This window comes from Glycomyces salinus, from assembly GCF_016428645.1.
Lineage (GTDB): Bacteria > Actinomycetota > Actinomycetes > Mycobacteriales > Micromonosporaceae > Glycomyces > Glycomyces salinus.
Window position 1 is genome coordinate 1 of sequence record NZ_JAELXW010000081.1, and the last position, 16812, is coordinate 16812.

Here is a 16812-nt window from a genome sequence, read left to right on the forward strand (position 1 = left end):
AGAACATTCTGGCGGCCGGGCTGGCCGTTGCAGCCTGCGGAGACGGTGTAAGACCCAAACGCTCCTAGCGTGCGGGCGACTGTCGTCGAAACAGGAAACACCTCCCAGCGATGGGCGGAACCCCCTCCCGGAAGGGAGCGGAAGAAGTCAATTGCGGTCACTCCGATTCTCCAGGCGCCGGGCCAGGATCGACAGCGGCACGGTCAGCAGCAGGTAGAGCAGGCCGCCGACCACCAGCGGCGTGGCGTTGGCCTCGGCGCTCAGCGCGTCGCGGGCGACCCGTGTCAGCTCCATGGTCGAGGTGGTGACGCCGAGGACGTACACGAGGCTGGAGTCCTTGGTCAGCAGCACCAGCTCGTTGGTCAGCGGCGGGACGACGATGCGCAGGGCTTGGGGCAGCACGACGGTCACCATGGTGCGGGTGTGGCTCATGCCCAGCGACCGGGCGGCCTCGATCTGTCCTTTGGGGACTGCCTGGATGCCGGCGCGGACACTCTCGGCGATGTAGGCCGAGGAGATCAGGCCGAGCCCGAGGGCGACCTGGCCGTAGACGCCGCCGGGGTACTGGATGCCCGGGAACGCCAGGGGGAGGCCGAAACCGACCAGGAACAGCACCAGCAGGGCCGGAAGGCCGCGGAACAGTTCGACATAGGCGGTGGCGAACCACCGGTAGGGGGCGAAGCTCGAGGTTCGCATGAGCGCGATCGGGACGCCGACGACCATGCCGAAGCAGAAGGCCAGGATGGTGTAGACCACGGTGTTGCCGAAGGCGGTCCACACCTCCGGGAACATGTCGGCGGCGATGTCGGTGCGCAGGAACTGGTCGGCGATGCGGCCCCAGTCGGCGAGGACCGCGGCCGCCGCCAAGACCGCGAGGGCGAGCGCGGACTGGACAGTGCGGGCCAGGAGCCGCCGCTTGCGCGGCGACATCCTGGTTCGGGTCGCGGCGGCCACTACTCGACGGCGCCCTCGGTGTAGGGCTCGCCGATCCACTTCTCGTATATCTCGGCGTAGGTGCCGTCCTCGAACGCCTCGTCGAGCATGGCGTCGACCTCGTCGAGCAGTTCAGTGTCGTCCTTCTGGACGGCGAAGGCGTAGTGCTCGTCGGTCTCGAACGTCTCGATCAGCGCCAGTCCCTCGGTGTCCTCGACCATCGCGTTGGTCGGGCCCACGTCGGCGATGGATGCCTGGACGGTGTCCGTGGACAGCGCCGAGGCGATGTCGCCCATGTTGTCGAAGGAGCGGACTTCGAACCCGTACTGGTCGGCGATGTCGTTGGCGTACGCCTCGCCGGTGGTGGCGGTCTGGACGCCGACCTGGACGCCGTCGAGGTCGTCGAGGGAGGCGACGCCGGAGTCCGCGGGCGCGGCCAGCGACTGGTCGGCGCGGTAGTAGGCCTGGGACATGCCCATGGCCTCCTGGCGCTCCTCGGTGATGGAGAGCCCGGCCGCGGCGATGTCGCAGGTGTTGTTGTTGAGCGCGGCGCCGGATTGGATCGCGTCGAAGTCGATCTCGACGACCTCGACCGTCTGGTCGAGCCGTTCGGCCAGCAGGTCCATCAGGTCCATGTCGAAGCCGACGTACTCGTCGCCTTCCCTGGACTCGAACGGGACGAAGGGGACGTTGGTGCAGACGGTCAGGGTCTCGTCTTCGCCGGAGTCGGATGAGCAGGCCGCGGCGAGCCCGGACCCGGTCAGGGCCAAGGTGGCGGCGGCAAGGCGGGCGATGGTTTTCACCGGGATGCTCCTCAATTTCGATGTGGACGGGTACCGGTCTTCGGGGTCGGCTCTGACCATCGTCGCGGCACCCGCCGGGCATTGCAGCAGGTTTCGAATTATGGGACGCGGGCCGACCGCGTTCGCACGCGGGGTCGTACCCACGTGAGACAGTGTGGGGCATGCTCATGCTCATCGACGCCGCTTCGCTGTGGTACCGGGCCTACTACGCGCTGCCGTCCTCCATCAAGTCCCCCGGCGGGGCCCGCTCGGGCGCCGTGCGCGGATTCTTCGACGGCCTGGCGGTGCTGTCCAAGCGCTTCTCCCCCACCGGCATGGTGTGCTGCCTGGAGGGCAACTGGCGCCCCTCATGGCGCACCGACCTGATCGGCGAGTACAAGGCCGCCCGGGTCGCCGAGGACGGCACCGAGGACACCCCGGAGGGCCTCGACGAGCAGGTGGACGCGATCGAGCGGCTGCTGCCGGCGCTGGGGGTGGCCACGGCCTCCCATCCGGACTTCGAGGCCGACGACGTGATCGCCACGCTCGCGGCGCGCACGGCCGAGCCGGTGGCGATCGTGACCGGCGACCGGGACCTGTTCCAGTTGGTCGACGATGAGCGCGCCCGCACCGTCGTATACCTCGCTCGCGGGATATCCAAGGCGGAATTGTTCGACGCCGAGGCCGTGACCGCCAAGTTCGGGGTCTCCCCCGAGCACTACGTCGACTTCGCGGTGCTGCGCGGCGACCCGTCCGACGGCCTGCCGGGAGTCAAGGGCGTCGGCGCCAAGACCGCCGTCACCTTGGTCAACACCTACGGCGGCGTGGCCGGGATCCGCGCCGCGGCCGCCGCCGAGGCCTCCGAGATGCCCGCGCGCCAGCGTCAGGCGATCGGCGAGGCCGGCGACTATCTGGAGCGGGCGCTCAAGGTCTCCACGGTCGTCGACGACGTCGAACTGCCGCTGGTCGACTCGGCCCTGCCGACCGCACCGGCCGACCCCGGCGAGGTCGCGGCCCTGGCCGGGCAGTGGGGCGTCGAGTCGGCGTTGCGCCGCTTCGACGAGGCCCTGGCCGCCTAAGACTCGCACTCACACGTCGGCGACGACGCCGCGGCGGATCGCCTCGACCGCCTCGAAGGCGGCGTCGGCCAGGCCGTTCGACCCGGGAGTGCCGATCTGGCGGGCGGTGGTCCCCACCTGGTGGAGCAGGTCGGCAGTCCGGCGCGCCCAGCGCACGAAGTCCCCGCCGGGCATCGGCCAGGGCCCGTCCGAGGCCGCCAGGGCCTTGGAGAGCTCCTCGCCGCGCGTCCACCGGTAGATCGGCCAGGCCAGGCCCAGCTGCGGCTTGGCCGTCAGCGACAGCCCGCGCGAGTTCTCGGCCCGCCGGATGGCCTCCCAGCGGCGGCCGGTCGCGGCCACCGCCTCGTTGATCGGCCCCGGCACGGCCACGAAGAACTCGTCCTCCTCGAACCGCGAGTCGTAGATGACCGTGGAGGCGATCGCGGCCATCGCCGCGGCATCCAGGCCCTCCCAGACGCCGTCGCGCAGGCACTGGGCGACCAGCAGGTCGGTCTCGCAGAAGATGTTGCGGAGCAGGCGCCCCGGCATCGTCACTGCCTCGCCGTCGAGATATCCAAATTCGGATAGGACTTCGCGGACCGCGGTGAACTGCCGCGCCAGCGAGTGCTCGCGGCGCCCGGCCCGCTTGCGCAGGTTCTCCTCCTCGCGGTGCAGCCGCGACCACCGGGAGGCGTGCACGGTGTGCCGGCCGGCGTCCGGGCAGGTCCGGCACGGGTGGGCCTTGACCTCGTCGCGGAGCCGGGCGATCTCGGGGGTCTCGGGGGCCCCGCCGCGCCGCGAGGGCCGCTCCAGGCCCTTGGTGGCCTCCCGCAGGGACGAGGCCAGGTCGGCCCGCTCGCGCGGGTCCTTGCGGTTGAAGCGCTTGGGCACCCGCACCCGGGAGGCGACCTCCACCCCGCCGTCGAAGGCCGAGGTGTCCAGGCTCCCGGCCCAGCCGTCGGCGGTCACGACCGTCCAGCGCGGGTCATGGCCGGCCTTGGGGTGGCTGGACCGGCGCAGGAACACCGCCCAGCCGGTGCGCTTGCCGCGCGGAATCCACACCACGTCGCCGACGCGCAGCTCGGCGAGGGTGCTGCGAGCCTGGTCGCGCCTGGCGCCCTTGCGGCGCTTCTGCGCGCGCCGCTCGGCCTGGGCCAGGGACTGGGTCAACTCGTAGTAGGCCAGGAAGTCGCCCCGGTCGCAGGCGGCGCCCTCGGCCTCCTCGGCCGACTTGCGCGCCATCGCACGGGCCTGCTCGGCGATGTGGACGGCCTCGGCGTCGAACTGGAACTGCGCGAACGAGGAGGCCAGGACCTCGAAGGCCCGGTCGACCCCGGCGGCGGCGATGAGGTTGACGGCCATGTTGTAGGAGGGGGCGAACGACGAGTTCAGCGGGTAGGTGCGCCTCGATGCCAGCCCGGCGACCTCCTTGGGGCGGATGTCCTCGGCCCAGACGGTGACCGCGTGGCCCTCGATGTCGATCCCGCGCCGCCCGGCCCGGCCGGTCAGCTGCGTGTACTGGCCGGGGGTGAGCATGACGTGGTCGGAGCCGTCGTACTTGATCAGGCGCTCCAGCACCACCGTGCGGGCCGGCATGTTGATGCCCAGCGCGAGCGTCTCGGTCGCGAACACGACCTTGAGCAGGCCGCGCTCGAACAGCTTCTCGACGACCTCCTTGAACACCGGCAGCAGCCCGGCGTGGTGGGCCGCGATCCCGGCCCCCAGGCCCTCCAGCCAGCGGTCGAAGCCGACCGCCTCGAGGTCGGCCGGGTCGATGTGGGCGCAGGAGGCGGTGGCGTAGTCGACGATGCGGTCCCGCTCGGCGGCGTCGGTCAGGCGCAGCCCGGCCCGGACGCACTCGTCGACGGCGGCGTCGCAGCCGGCGCGCGAGAAGATGAAGTAGATCGCCGGCAGCAGCCCGGCCTGGTCCAGGCGCGAAACGGCCCGGCCGCGGTCGACGAACTGGCGTCCCCGGCGGCGGCCCCCTTGGCGCTCGCCGCGCTCGCGTGAGCGCTGGTCCTTCCTCAGCAGCTCCTTGGAGACGCGGTCCCCGTCGGGCTCGAACAGGTCCAGCAGCGCCCCGCCGACCATCATGTGCTGCCACAGCGGCACCGGGCGGATCTCGGAGACGACGACCTCGGTCGAGCCGCGCACGCTCTTGAGCCAGTCGCCGAACTCCTCGGCGTTGGAGACCGTGGCCGACAGGCTCACCACCCGCACCTCCTGGGGCAGCTCGATGATGATCTCCTCCCAGACCGCGCCGCGGAACCGGTCGGCGAGGTAGTGGACCTCGTCCATGACCACGTAGCGCAGGCCCCGCAGGGTCGGGGAGCCGGCGTAGATCATGTTGCGCAGGACCTCGGTGGTCATGACCACGATCGGGGCCTCGCCGTTGATGACCGTGTCGCCGGTCAGCAGCCCGACCCGGTCGGCGCCGTGGGTCTCGACCAGGTCGTGGAACTTCTGGTTCGACAGGGCCTTGATCGGCGTGGTGTAGAAGCACTTGGCGCCCTCGGCCAGGGCCAGGTGGACGGCGAACTCCCCCACCACGGTCTTGCCGGCCCCGGTCGGGGCGCACACCAGCACCCCGTGGCCGTCCTCGAGGATGCGGCAGGCCCGGACCTGGAAGTCGTCGAGCTCGAACGGGTAGGACTCGCCGAAGACGGCGGCCTCGGGCCACTGCCTCCTGGCTCCCGCGGCGGCGTAGCGCTGGGACGGGGATCGGTCGTCGGCAAAGGGAACGTCGCCGGTGGAAGGCACCATGGGGCCAAGCCTAGTAGCTAGGGCGGACAAGAGGACTGCGGCAACCGCCGAGCTCACCCGGTTGTGACGACGCCTACACGGCCAGGTATCGTCCGTTTGTGCATCAGGATTCCTCACCAGGCGACGATGAGGGGGGCCGCACCGTCGAGGCGGTCCTGTTCGATTTCCACGGCACGCTCGCGCAGCTCGAACCTCTGACCAGGTCGGTCTCACTGGCCGCCGAGGCGTGCGGGAGGAAGCTCTCCGGGCTGTCGGCCACGGCCCTGGCCGACGCCATCGGCGCCCAGGGCTGGCTGGGCTCGGGCCTGGAGGCCCGCGTGCGCCCGCACTTCGCCGACGCCTGGGCCGACCGCGACCTGGACGAGGAGTCCCACCGGATCGCCTTCACCTCCCTGGCCGAGCAGGCCCACGGCGTGTTCGAGGGCCTGGCCGGGGCCCTGTACGACCGGCTCTCCTCCCCCGAGGGCTGGGTGGCCTTCGCCGACACCGTCTCGACTCTGATGTCGCTCAAGGCGCAGGGCTACCCGATCGCGCTGGTCAGCAATATCGGTTTCGACGCCAGGCCGGTGCTGCGGCACCTGGGCATCGACCGGTTCATCGACGTGTGGATCCTGTCCTACGAGGTCGGCTTCTGCAAGCCCGACGAGAAGATCTTCTACGCCGCCTGCCACGCCCTCGACGTCGAGCCGAGCCGGGTACTGATGGTCGGGGACTCCCTGGCCGACGCCGGGGCCTCCCGGATCGGCGCCCGCTGCTACCTGCTGCCGCACACCGAGCCGGGGCTGGCGGTGGGCCTGGACGCGGTCCTGAGACTGGTCCGGGCCGGGTGCTGAGCCCCGGCCCGAACCGCTAGTACTTCTCTAAGCCCCGCCGGGCTCAGGTGATGTCGTCGAATCCGTCGACACGTCGGCCGAGCCGGTTGCGGCGCACCGGTTCCCCGTCGTCGTCGAGGTCGTCCGGGCCGACCGAGTCGGACGCGCCGACATCCTCGGCCTCGCCGATGTCGCCGGCCTCCTCGTCCGAGAGGTCCTCGTCGGCGTTGATACCGCGGCGCTTGTCGTTGAGGTGGGCGATGCCGCAGGCGGCCAGGTAGAGGATGAGCATGGCGATCGCCAGCGCGGTCATCCCGAACGGGTCGGGCGTGGGGGTGAAGATCGCGGTGAAGACGAAGCTCATCAGCACCACGATCCGCCACCAGCCGAGCATGCGCTTCGCGGTGACCAGGCCGATGACGTTGAGCATCAGCATGATCAGCGGGAACTCGAACCCGGCCCCGAAGACGACCATCACCGACAGGTAGAAGTTGATGTAATCCTCGAGGTTCAACAGGATCACGAAGTCCGCGCTCGCCAGCAGCATGATGAACTCGATGCCGTGGGCGACCACGAAGTAGGCCAGGACCGCGCCGGCCAGGAACAGGGGCGCGGCGATGCCGATGAACATGTAGGCGTACCGGCGCTCGTTGCGGTGGAGGCCGGGGGCGATGAACGCCCACAGCTGGTAGAGCCACACCGGGGACGTGCCCACCAGCGCCATGTACAGCGAGATCTTCAGATACAGGGCGATGTGGGAGATCGGCGAGTTCAGGACCGCCTGACACGTTCCGGTCTCACCGGACTCGTTCGCCGAAGCGAGCGAGTTGCAGTACGGATCGGAGAGGAATTGAATGACCTCCTCCGCGAAGACCATACCGAGCGCCGTGCCCACCAGGATCACGATCACCGCGATCATGAGGCGGTTGCGCAGGTCCATCAGGTGCTCCATGAGCGTCATGGAGCCGTCTGCGGCACGTTGGAACCTGCTCTTGCGTCTGCCTTCCCGCCGGGGTTTCAGAGCCATATTCGCCTTCGACTAAGTGGCTCGGAGGCTCAGTACGTCTGTTTGCGGTCGGGCTGCTCCGACTGATTGCGGACGGGTTCGCCCTCGATGACCTCGTCATTCACGGACGAAGGCGGTTCCAGCGACTCACGCGAGTGCTTGGGCTCGGCGCGGTCGTCACTGTCGGACTCGGGGTTCGAGCCGTCCTTCTTCATCTGCTCGGTCTCGGACTTGAGGATGCGCATGGAGCGGCCCAGGCCCCTGGCCATGTCCGGAAGCTTCCTGGAACCGAACAGCAGCAGGATCACGACGACAAGAACAATGATGTGCCAGGGTTTCAAAGCGCCCATGATTCGGTCCCTCCGGAGTTATGTCAGTGACGTTAACCATCGTATGCCCCTCGATCGCCGCCGGCCACAGAGCCCGTGGGGCGGCCGTCAGCCGTCGCGGGGTCGAAACCCGGGATCGTTCGAGCCGCACAAGCATGACCGACCTGCCAGGGCCTCGTCAACACTGGAACCTCGGGGTTCGTTGATCTTTATCAGAATGTGGCACAAGTGACCGGCGAGTGTCACTTCCCGGGAAGTTCGTCCGCCAGTCGCTGCGCGTCGGCCATGGTGGCGTTGAGGCGCTCCTGGAGCTCCTGCGCCTGGTCGGCGCGGTCCTTGAGCCGGTCGACGCCGCTGTTGAGTTCGCGCACGCGCACCAGCAACCTGATCGCGGCCACGGCCAGCAGGATCAGCCCGGCCAGTGCCAGTGCGCCCGATATAGCCCAGATCATTGCGACAGTGTATCGATGTCAGCGTAGCGGTCAAGGGCGGCCCTGGCGGTGTCCTTGACCGCTTCGCGCAGCTCGGCGGGGGCCAGGACCCGCGCCTCGCCGCCCAGGCCGAGCACGAACCGGCGGGCCCAGTCGAGGTCGCGGGCGCGCATGGTCACCCGCCGGCAGCCGTCGGCCTCACCGGTGACCTGCTCGTAGGGGTAGGCGTCGGTGATCCACTTGGCGCCGGGCCCCAGGCGCAGCTCGATCAACGGCAGCTCCGACTCCAGGAACGCCGTGGGCGCGGCCTCGGGGCTCTTCCGCAGCGGCTCGGCGGGCTCCTCCAGGCGCGCGCACGCGTCGATGCGGTCGAGCCGGAACTGCCGGACCTGCCCGGCGGTGCGGCACCAGGCCCGCAGGTAGGCGTGGCCCTCGGCGGCCACGACCTCGATGGGGTCGATGACGCGCTCGGAGGTGGTGTCGCGGCTGGCCGAGTAGTAGGTGATGCGGGCGGCCCGACCGGAGGCGACCAGGGCGGCGTAGCGCTCGACGTCGTCCTCGGCCACAGTCTGGCGGACCGGGACCTCGGCGGCATCGGACCCGGCCGCGGCCGCGATCTTCTCCAACGCCGAGGCGATCGCGTCGTGCTGGGCGACCCCGGGGGTGTCGGCCAGGACCCGGAGCGCGACCGACAGGGCCATGGCCTCGTGTCCGGCGAGCCGGACCGGCCGGTCCATGCCGGCGGCGAAGTTGACGCGGACGGCGTCGGCGTCGAAGGCGATGTCGATCAGGTCGCCGGGCCCGTAGCCGGGCAGGCCGCACATCCACAGCAGGGTCAGGTCGGACTGCATCTGGGCCTCGGTGACGCCGAACTCGGCGGCCAGGTCGGCCATGGGGACGCCCTCGGGGCGGGCGACGAGGTAGGGCACGAGGTTCAGCAGTCGGGCCAGGCGGTCGCCTCCGAGGCTCATCGGTCGTCCTCCTCTGCCAGGTGCTGCAGGCACGCGATGGTCTCCTTGACCAGTTCGGGCGGTTCGAGGACGATCACGTCGGGCCCGAAGGAGGCCAGCCAGCGGGCGGTGTCGGTCGTCTCGGTGTAGGAGAAGCAGACCTCGTCGCCGTCGGCGCGGCGGGGGCCGATCTGGTCGGCGCGGCGGCGCACTCCCCAGGCGGCGCGGGGGCGGACCAGCAGGCGGGCGCGGATGCTCGGCTGGTGCTGCTCGGCTTCGGAGGCGAAGGCGAGGACGTCGACGTCCTCGGGGATGGTGTAGGCGTCCTCGGGTCCGGTCAGCCGGACCTTGCCGGTGATGCGCGAGAGCCTGAAGACCCGCTGCGCGTCGCGGTCGAGGTCGTGTCCGGCGACGTACCAGCGGCCCTTCCAGGCCGCGCAGCCCCAGGGCTGGAGGCGCCGCTTCTGGGCGGTCTCGTCGCGGGTCCCCAGGTAGTCGAAGGCGACCGAGCGGCGGGAGGCGACGGCCTCCAGCAGCGGCGAGAGCGCGGCCTCGGCGCCGGGGAGGGTCTTGACCGGGCCGGTCTCGGCGTGGGTGTCGACGTCGATGCCGGCGGCGCGGAGTTTGCGCAGGGCCCCGGCCGAGCCGGACTGGAGTTCGGGCTGGCGCCAGAGGCGGGCGGCGGCGGCCACGGCGGCGGCCTCGGCGTCGGTGAACTCGATCTGCGGCAGCTCGAAGTCGCCGCGGGCGATGCGGTAGCCGGGTTCGGCGTCGGCGAAGGCGTCGGCGCCGGACTGGAGCGGGATGCCGATGCGGCGCAGTTCGGCCTTGTCGCGTTCGAACTTGCGCTGGAACGCTTCGTGGGCGCGCTTGTCTTCCGGGTCGTGCTCGTAGCCGGGTACGGTCCGGGCGATCTTGGTCGCCGTCTGGAACCGACGCGACGACAGCAGGCACAACACCAGGTTCACCAGCCGTTCAGTGCGTTCGTTCGACACCTGCCCAGATTATGCCGTCGCCGGCGGCGGCGCCACACAGGTCGAGCATGTCGGGCCCTTGATAGTGTCCGGGCGTGATCAGATGGCGTTACGGGACGGTCCGGGCCCGCCGCGGCGGGTGGCGCGGCTGCACCGAGCTGGAGGTCGAGGTCGAAGCGCGCGAAGGCGAGTCTTCCTTCACGTGCAAGGGCCTGGCCTACGACGAGCTGGTGGGGTCGCCCGAGGTCGGCGACCGGGTGCTGTTGAACTGCAACGCCATCGCCAAGGGGCTGGGGACCGGCGGTTACGCGCTGGTGATCGCCGTCCCGGACCGGCTGCCGCCCGACGGCGAGACCGAGGGACACATCGTCAAGGCCCGCTACACGCCGATGCAGGCGATGCGGCTGGCCGTGGACGAGGACGACTCACCGCACCGGGCGGCCGTCGAGGCCTGCGATGGCCTCGACGGGATGCCGGTGGTGGTCGCCGACCTGCATTCGGCGCTGGCGCCGATCCTGGCCGGGATCGAGGCGACCGTGCCCGAGGCGAAGGTCGCCTACGTGATGACCGACGGCGGGTCGCTGCCGGCGTGGTTCTCGCGCCAGCTCGACAGCCTCGCCGACCGGCTGTGCACGGTGGTGACCGCCGGGCAGTGCTTCGGCGGGGACCTGGAGGCGACGAACATCCACAACGCGCTGATCGCCGCGCGGGTGGTCGGCGGGGCCGACATCGCAGTGGTGGCCCAGGGCCCGGGGAATCTGGGGACCGGCACCGTGTGGGGTTTCTCCGGCACCGCGGCCGGAGAGGCGGTCAACGCCGGCGCCGTGCTCGGCGGGCGGCCGGTGGCCAGCCTGCGGATCAGCGAGGGCGACGCCAGGGAGCGCCATCGCGGGATCTCGCACCACTCGATGACCGCCTACGGCAAGGTCGCGCTGGCCGGGGCTGACATTCCGGTCCCCGACGAGCTCCCGGCCGGGCTGGAGTCGAAGATCAAGGCGCAGTTGGCGCGGTTGCCGGACCGCCACCGGCAGGTGGAGGTGGACTGCTCGGGGCTGGTCGAGGCGATGGAGGCGCTGCCGGTGCGGTTGTCGACCATGGGCCGGGGCCTGGACCGCGACCGGGTGTACTTCGTGGCCGAGGCCGCCGCCGGCCGGCACGCGGCACTCTTGGCGACGCCTGCGGAGCCATAGATTGGCACTGCTGGCGCTCTCGCGCGACTAGAGCACGAAGAGCACGATCACCCACAGGGCGATCACGCCCGCGAGTGCGAGGGCGAGCACCCAGGTGGGGACGGTGTACTCGCCGCGGCGGTTGCGGGCGATCTCCTCGCGGATCCTGGCGGTGCGGCGGTGGTAGAGCTCGACGGGGTCGAACCTGCCGCGCAGGCCGCCGCGGGCTCCGTCATCGGTCGGGTCGGTCTGGCTCATCGTGGCCTCACATGCTGGCGATGAGCTTGTCGACCCGCTCGTCGCGGGAGCGGAAGGGGTCCTTGCACAGCACCGTGCGCTGGGCCTGGTCGTTGAGCTTGAGGTGGACCCAGTCGACGGTGAAGTCGCGGCGGCGGTCCTGGGCGCGGCGGATGAACTCGCCCCGCAGGCGGGCGCGGGTGGTCTGCGGGGGGACCTCCTTGGCCTCGAAGACCTCGACGTCGTGGGTGAGCCGGTCGGCCTCGCCGCGGGACTCCATGAGGTGGTGCAGGCCCCGGCCGCGGCGGATGTCGTGGTAGGCCAGGTCGAGCTGGGCGACGCGGGGGCTCGACAGGGCCAGGCCGCGCTTCTCGCGGTAGCGCTCGATGAGCTTGAGCTTGGCGACCCAGTCGATCTCGCGGGAGACGGTGTCGAGGTCGCCGGTCTCGACGGCCTGGAGGACCCGCCCCCACAGTTCCAGGACGCGCTTGGTGATCGCGTCGGCGCCGCGCTGGTCGACGAAGTCCATGGCCTTCTCGAGGTATTCGCGCTGGATGTCCAGGGCGCTGGCCTCGCGGCCGGAGGCCAGGCGGACCAGGCGCTTGCCGGTGGTGTCGTGGCTGATCTCGCGGATGGCCCTGATCGGGTTCTCCAGGGTCAGGTCGCGCATGGTCACGCCGGTCTCGATCATGCGCAGCACCAGGTCGGCCGAGCCGATCTTGAGCATCGTGGTGATCTCGTTGATGTTGGAGTCGCCGACGATGACGTGGAGGCGGCGGTAGCGCTCGGCGTCGGCGTGGGGCTCGTCGCGGGTGTTGATGATCGGGCGCGAGCGCGTGGTGGCCGAGGAGACGCCCTCCCAGATGTGCTCGGCTCGCTGGGAGAGGCAGTAGCGGGCTCCGCGAGGGGTCTGGAGAACCTTCCCGGCCCCGCAGATGAGCTGGCGGGTGACCAGGAACGGGATGAGGACCTCGGCCAGGCGGCCGAATTCGCCGTGGCGGCTGACCAGGTAGTTCTCGTGGCAGCCGTAGGAGTTGCCCGCCGAGTCGGTGTTGTTCTTGAACAGGTATATGTCGCCGGCGATGCCCTCGTCGTGGAGGCGCTTCTCGGCGTCGATCATCAGTCCTTCGAGAATGCGTTCGCCGGCCCGGTCGTGGCGGACCAGGTCTTCGACCGAGTCGCATTCGGGAGTGGCGTATTCGGGGTGGGATCCGACGTCGAGGTACAGGCGGGCGCCGTTGCGCAGGAACACGTTGGAGGAGCGGCCCCAGGAGACCACCCGGCGGAAGAGGTACCTGGCCACCTCGTCCGGAGACAGGCGGCGCTGTCCCCTGAAGGTGCAAGTGACCCCGTATTCGGTCTCAAGTCCGAAAATGCGCCTGTCCATGTCGAAACCCTACCCCGATTCGATTGAGGAGAACACCCCTCGCGGTCGAACGATGCCGGAACGCGACGGGCACTTTGGAATTGATCGCTCTGGTCGGGACGCGGTCGCATCGGATGCGACCGTCCACTTGAGTGGTTCGGCTCGATGCGGCGACGCGGTTCCCGATCGGTTCGGATACCCGGTCGGCGCCGAACAATGCGGCCGGCCGCTCCCCCGCGGCGGACCGGCCGCCCGGCGCCCCGAGAGGGGGCGCCGGGGAGCGGTCAGGACTCGCCTTCGTCGCCCGGGGAGGACCCGGACTCCTCGGATTCGTCGGATGATTCGGTTTCGGCCTCCTCGGCCGGCATCAGGTCCTCCAGGGCCGACCCGGTGATGCGCCGGAAGACCCGGCCCGAGCCGGCCCGCTCGAGCACGGCCACTTCCAGCACGTCGGTGGTCAGCTCGCGCTGCGAGCCGTTGCCGTCGCTGGAGAGCGCGCGCAGGGCCAGCGCGAACGCGTCGGCCAGGGGCGCCTCGTAGCTGTGGCCGTCCTTGAGGACCTCCAGCAGGTGCTCGGCCTGGCCGCCCATGGCCAGGTGGCCCGGTTCGTCGAGGATCGAGCCGTCGAAGGTGAGGCGGTACAGCTCGTCGTCCTCGGGGCGGGTGGCGACCTCGGCGACGCAGATCTCGACCTCGAAGGGCTTGGTCTGCTCGGAGAAGATCGCCCCCAGGGTCTGGGCGTACGCCTTGGCCAGGCTGGAGGCGGTCACGTCGCGCCGGTCGTAGGAGTAGCCGCGCAGGTCGGCCATCCTGACCCCGGCCGTCCGCAGGTTCTCCAGCTCGTTGTAGCGGCCGACGGCGGCGAAGCCGATGCGGTCGTAGAGCTCGTAGAGCTTGTGGAGGGCCGAGGAGACGTTCTCGGCGACGAACAGGACCCCGTCGGCGCAGGAGAGCACCACGACGTTGCGGCCCCGGGAGATGTTCTTGCGGGCGTATTCGGCCCGGTCCCGCATGATCTGCTCGGGACTGGTGTAGAACTGCATGGCCATGTCCTAGGTCCTCCCCCTCAGCCGTAAGGGTTCTCGGTGCGCGCGGCGATGATGTCCCGCGAGATCTGGGCGATCGTGTCGTCGCCGAGGCGCTTGGATCCCTCGGCGGTGGCGGTCATGACCACCGGGTAGATGTCGCGCGTGAAGTCGGGGCCGATGGTGGCCACGTCCTCCTCGGCGGCGTCGTAGAGGGCCTCGACGACGACCTTGACGCCCTCGTCGATGCTCATGCCGCGCCGGAACCGCTTCTTCAACGCGCCCTTGGCGAAGATCGAGCCCGAGCCGATCGACTCGAAGTCCCGCTCCTCGTTGACGCCGCCGACGACGTCGAAGCTGTAGATCTTCGCGGCCTGGGAGGGGTCCTCGGCGTCGACGTCGAAGCCGGCGAATATCGGGACGACCGCCAGGCCCTGCATGGCCATGCCGAGGTTGCCCCGCAGCATCGAGGCCAGCCGGTTGGCCTTGCCGTTCAAGGTCAGCGGGGCGCCCTCGATCTTCTCGTAGTGCTCCAGCTCGACCTGGTAGAGCTTGATCAGCTCGACGCCGAGCCCGGCCGTCCCGGCCATGCCGATCAGCGAGTGGCCGTCGGCCGCGAAGACCTTCTCGATATCGCGGCTGGCGACGAAGCTGCCCGCCGTGGCCTGCCGGTCGCCGGCCATGATCACGCCGTCGGCGGTCTTGATCGTCACGATCGTCGTCGCGTGCGCGCTCATCTCGGTGTAGTCCCCCGGGGGAAGCGGGCGGCGTCCGGGCAGCAGCTCGGGGGCGGCCTCGATCAGAAACTCCGAGAACGAGGAGGTTCCAGCCGTCAAAAATGCGTTCGGTAGCTTGCCTGGGAATCCTTCACCTGTCACGACTTGACCTCCCTATTTCCATATGCAAGTGCGGCCCGCTTGGAGCCGTAGATGGTATAGAGCACCTGGTGTGCCGGACCCGGATTCGACCGGACCGACGCACCAGGCCACTCTATGTCCACTGGGGCAGGGCGCTCCTACTGGCCGCCCTTTTGCACGAACGAGCGGACGAATTCCTCGGAGTTTGTCTCCAGGACCTCGTCGATCTCGTCGAGCAGGTCGTCTACTTCCTCGGTGATCTCTTCGTGACGCTCGGCAATCTCGGGGTCGACAGCGGTCTCTGTGGTCTCGGCGTCTGCATCCTGCCGCGACCGCTGTGACTGCGACTGCCCGCCGGAGTCCTTCGCTGCCATCGCATTTCCCTTCTACCTTCGACCGACGGTGAGTAAACCGTACCGCGCGGGTACGACACCACGCCACGTACGACGCCGTACCGGCCCGTAATATTCCGGGACCGACCGGACCCGGAGCCCGCGCGGGGTCGCCACGCTGGGCGATCGGTGGATCACCGCGCGGAACGGCCCCGGCGCGTGTTCGCCCAGAGCGGAAGCGGGCCGCCTATTCGGCGGTGATGACGTCCAGCAGGTCCTTGGCGGCCTCGCAGCGGTCGAACAGGTCCCCCACGTGGGCCTTGGTGCCCTTCTCCGGTTCCATCATGGGCACCCGCACCAGCGAGTCCGCCCCGACGTCGAAGATCACCGAATCCCACGAGGCCGCCACCACCTCGGACGGGTAGCGGGCCAGGCAGCGGCCGCGGAAGAACGCCCTGGTGTCCTCGGGCGGCTCGATCATGGCGTCCATGACCTCGGCGTCGGTCAGCAGCCGCTTCATCGAGCCGCGCTTGACCAGGCGGTGGTACAGGCCCTTCTCGGGCCGCACGTCGTGGTACTGGAGGTCGATCGCCTGGAGCTTGTGCGAACCCCAGTCCAGGTCCTCGCGGTCCCGGTAGCGGTTCAGCAGCGACAGCTTGGCGGGCCAGTCGAGCATGTCGGCCAGCTCCATGGGGTCGCGGGCCAGCGCGTCCAGCACGAACGCCCACTGGTCGAGGACCTCGCGGGTGGCCGGGTCGGCGTCGGCGCCGCAGAACCGCTCGGCGTCCTCCAGGATCGACTGTTGCAACTCGACGGCGGTCATCCGCTTGCCGCTGCGCAGCTCGACCTTGTGCGCCAGCGACGGGTCGTGGCTGACCGCGCGCAGCTCCGCGACCGGCTCGGCCACCGCCAGGGAGCCGTCGAAGGCGCCGGCCTCGATCATGGCCAGCACGATCGAGGCGGTGCCGACCTTGAGGAACGTGGCGTACTCGGCCAGGTTGGCGTCGCCGATGATCACGTGCAGGCGCCGGTAGCGCTCGGCGTCGGCGTGCGGCTCGTCGCGGGTGTTGATGATCGGCCGCTTCAGCGTGGTCTCCAGGCCCACCTCGACCTCGAAGAAGTCGGCGCGCTGGGAGACCTGGAAGCCGCTCTCGGAGGCGTCCTGGCCGATGCCGATGCGCCCGGCCCCGCAGAAGACCTGCCGGGTGACCAGGAACGGCGTGAAGTGGGCGACGATGTCGGCGAAGGGCGTCTGCCGGCTCATCAGGTAATTCTCGTGCGCGCCGTAGGAGGCGCCCTTGTTGTCGGTGTTGTTCTTGTAGAGGTTGATCGGGCCGATCCCCGGCGTGTGGGCCGCCCGGTGAGCGGCCTCGGCCATGGTCATCTCCCCGGCCTTGTCGAACAGGACCACCTCGCGGGGGTTGGTGACCTCCGGCGTGGAGTACTCGGGGTGGGCGTGGTCGACGTACAGGCGCGCCCCGTTGGTGAGGATGACGTTCGCCAGGCCGGTGTCCTCGTCGGCCAGGTTCTCCGCCGGATCGTAGAGGGCGCCGGTGTAGGTGAATCCGCGCGCGTCGCGCAGCGGCGTCTCCTCCTCGTAGTCCCAGCGGGCGCGGCCGCCCTTGGAAAGCTCTGGACGCGCGGCGTAGGCGTTGACGATCTGGGAGGAGGTCACCATCGGGTTGGCCCCCGGCTGGCCGGGCACGCTGATCCCGTATTCGATCTCAGTGCCCATAATGCGGCGTACGGTCATGCTTCGAGCCTAGTCCGTCTTCCCCCGGTTCCGCC

General features: G+C 70.0%; 17 protein-coding genes. 3 read left to right on the forward strand and 14 right to left on the reverse strand.

Features of this window, described 5'->3' with window-relative positions; translation table 11 throughout:
- Window positions 1–147: 147 nt before the first annotated feature.
- Window positions 148–930 (reverse strand): amino acid ABC transporter permease, encoded by a 783-nt coding sequence (locus JFB92_RS18925; protein ID WP_372451666.1) that lies wholly within the window; start codon window positions 928–930, stop codon window positions 148–150.
- A gap of 23 nt (window positions 931–953) precedes the next feature.
- Complete coding sequence (locus JFB92_RS18930; protein WP_199042445.1) at window positions 954–1736, reverse strand: transporter substrate-binding domain-containing protein; 783 nt, start codon at window positions 1734–1736, stop codon at window positions 954–956.
- 161 nt (window positions 1737–1897) lie between these two features.
- On the opposite strand from JFB92_RS18930, the gene JFB92_RS18935 reads away from it, so the two are divergent.
- Window positions 1898–2794 (forward strand): 5'-3' exonuclease, encoded by an 897-nt coding sequence (locus tag JFB92_RS18935; RefSeq protein ID WP_199042447.1) that lies wholly within the window; start codon window positions 1898–1900, stop codon window positions 2792–2794.
- 9 nt (window positions 2795–2803) lie between these two features.
- Here the strand turns inward: JFB92_RS18935 and JFB92_RS18940 are convergent, their stop codons facing one another.
- A complete protein-coding gene (locus tag JFB92_RS18940; protein WP_199042455.1) occupies window positions 2804–5536 on the reverse strand; it encodes a DEAD/DEAH box helicase in 2733 nt (910 codons plus the stop codon).
- Between the two features lie 98 nt (window positions 5537–5634).
- Here JFB92_RS18940 and JFB92_RS18945 point away from each other — a divergent pair, with 98 nt between their 5' ends.
- The gene (locus JFB92_RS18945) at window positions 5635–6369 is read left to right on the forward strand and encodes an HAD family hydrolase (RefSeq protein WP_199042457.1); all 735 of its coding nucleotides are present in this window, start codon (window positions 5635–5637) and stop codon (window positions 6367–6369) included.
- A 43-nt stretch (window positions 6370–6412) separates the two neighbouring features.
- Here JFB92_RS18945 and tatC read toward each other — a convergent pair whose 3' ends face one another.
- The 5 genes from tatC to JFB92_RS25745 all read right to left on the reverse strand — a co-directional run bounded on the left by tatC (window position 6413) and on the right by JFB92_RS25745 (window position 10059).
- Complete coding sequence (gene tatC / locus JFB92_RS18950; RefSeq protein WP_199042465.1) at window positions 6413–7375, reverse strand: twin-arginine translocase subunit TatC; 963 nt, start codon at window positions 7373–7375, stop codon at window positions 6413–6415.
- Window positions 7376–7404: 29 nt separating this feature from the next.
- Window positions 7405–7704 (reverse strand): Sec-independent protein translocase subunit TatA, encoded by a 300-nt coding sequence (gene tatA, locus JFB92_RS18955; RefSeq protein ID WP_199042467.1) that lies wholly within the window; start codon window positions 7702–7704, stop codon window positions 7405–7407.
- A gap of 221 nt (window positions 7705–7925) precedes the next feature.
- Window positions 7926–8135, reverse strand: coding sequence for a hypothetical protein (locus tag JFB92_RS18960; RefSeq protein WP_199042469.1), 210 nt, complete (start codon window positions 8133–8135; stop codon window positions 7926–7928).
- Complete coding sequence (locus tag JFB92_RS18965; RefSeq protein WP_199042475.1) at window positions 8132–9085, reverse strand: helix-turn-helix transcriptional regulator; 954 nt, start codon at window positions 9083–9085, stop codon at window positions 8132–8134. Before JFB92_RS18965 ends, JFB92_RS18960 begins: the two co-directional genes overlap by 4 nt.
- Window positions 9082–10059 carry a helix-turn-helix transcriptional regulator gene (locus tag JFB92_RS25745; RefSeq protein WP_199042476.1) on the reverse strand — a complete coding sequence of 326 codons (978 nt, stop codon included), beginning with the start codon at window positions 10057–10059 and terminating at the stop codon, window positions 9082–9084. The genes JFB92_RS18965 and JFB92_RS25745 overlap by 4 nt, the downstream gene beginning before the upstream one ends.
- A 74-nt stretch (window positions 10060–10133) precedes the next feature.
- Here JFB92_RS25745 and JFB92_RS18975 point away from each other — a divergent pair, with 74 nt between their 5' ends.
- Window positions 10134–11228 carry a DUF3866 family protein gene (locus tag JFB92_RS18975; RefSeq protein ID WP_199042477.1) on the forward strand — a complete coding sequence of 365 codons (1095 nt, stop codon included), beginning with the start codon at window positions 10134–10136 and terminating at the stop codon, window positions 11226–11228.
- A 27-nt stretch (window positions 11229–11255) separates the two neighbouring features.
- On the opposite strand, the gene JFB92_RS18980 is transcribed toward JFB92_RS18975, so the two are convergent.
- From JFB92_RS18980 to dop, 6 genes are all read right to left on the reverse strand, one after another.
- Window positions 11256–11465 carry a hypothetical protein gene (locus JFB92_RS18980; RefSeq protein WP_199042478.1) on the reverse strand — a complete coding sequence of 70 codons (210 nt, stop codon included), beginning with the start codon at window positions 11463–11465 and terminating at the stop codon, window positions 11256–11258.
- A gap of 7 nt (window positions 11466–11472) precedes the next feature.
- The gene (gene pafA / locus JFB92_RS18985) at window positions 11473–12831 is read right to left on the reverse strand and encodes a Pup--protein ligase (protein ID WP_199042485.1); all 1359 of its coding nucleotides are present in this window, start codon (window positions 12829–12831) and stop codon (window positions 11473–11475) included.
- A gap of 263 nt (window positions 12832–13094) precedes the next feature.
- Entirely contained in the window at window positions 13095–13859 is a 765-nt protein-coding gene (gene prcA / locus JFB92_RS18990; RefSeq protein WP_199042491.1) for a proteasome subunit alpha, read from the reverse strand.
- 17 nt (window positions 13860–13876) lie between these two features.
- Entirely contained in the window at window positions 13877–14713 is an 837-nt protein-coding gene (gene prcB, locus JFB92_RS18995; protein ID WP_199042494.1) for a proteasome subunit beta, read from the reverse strand.
- Window positions 14714–14850: 137 nt separating this feature from the next.
- Window positions 14851–15066 carry a ubiquitin-like protein Pup gene (locus JFB92_RS19000; RefSeq protein WP_199042496.1) on the reverse strand — a complete coding sequence of 72 codons (216 nt, stop codon included), beginning with the start codon at window positions 15064–15066 and terminating at the stop codon, window positions 14851–14853.
- A gap of 205 nt (window positions 15067–15271) precedes the next feature.
- Complete coding sequence (gene dop / locus JFB92_RS19005) at window positions 15272–16777, reverse strand: depupylase/deamidase Dop (RefSeq protein WP_199042502.1); 1506 nt, start codon at window positions 16775–16777, stop codon at window positions 15272–15274.
- Between the last annotated feature and the right edge of the window lie 35 nt (window positions 16778–16812).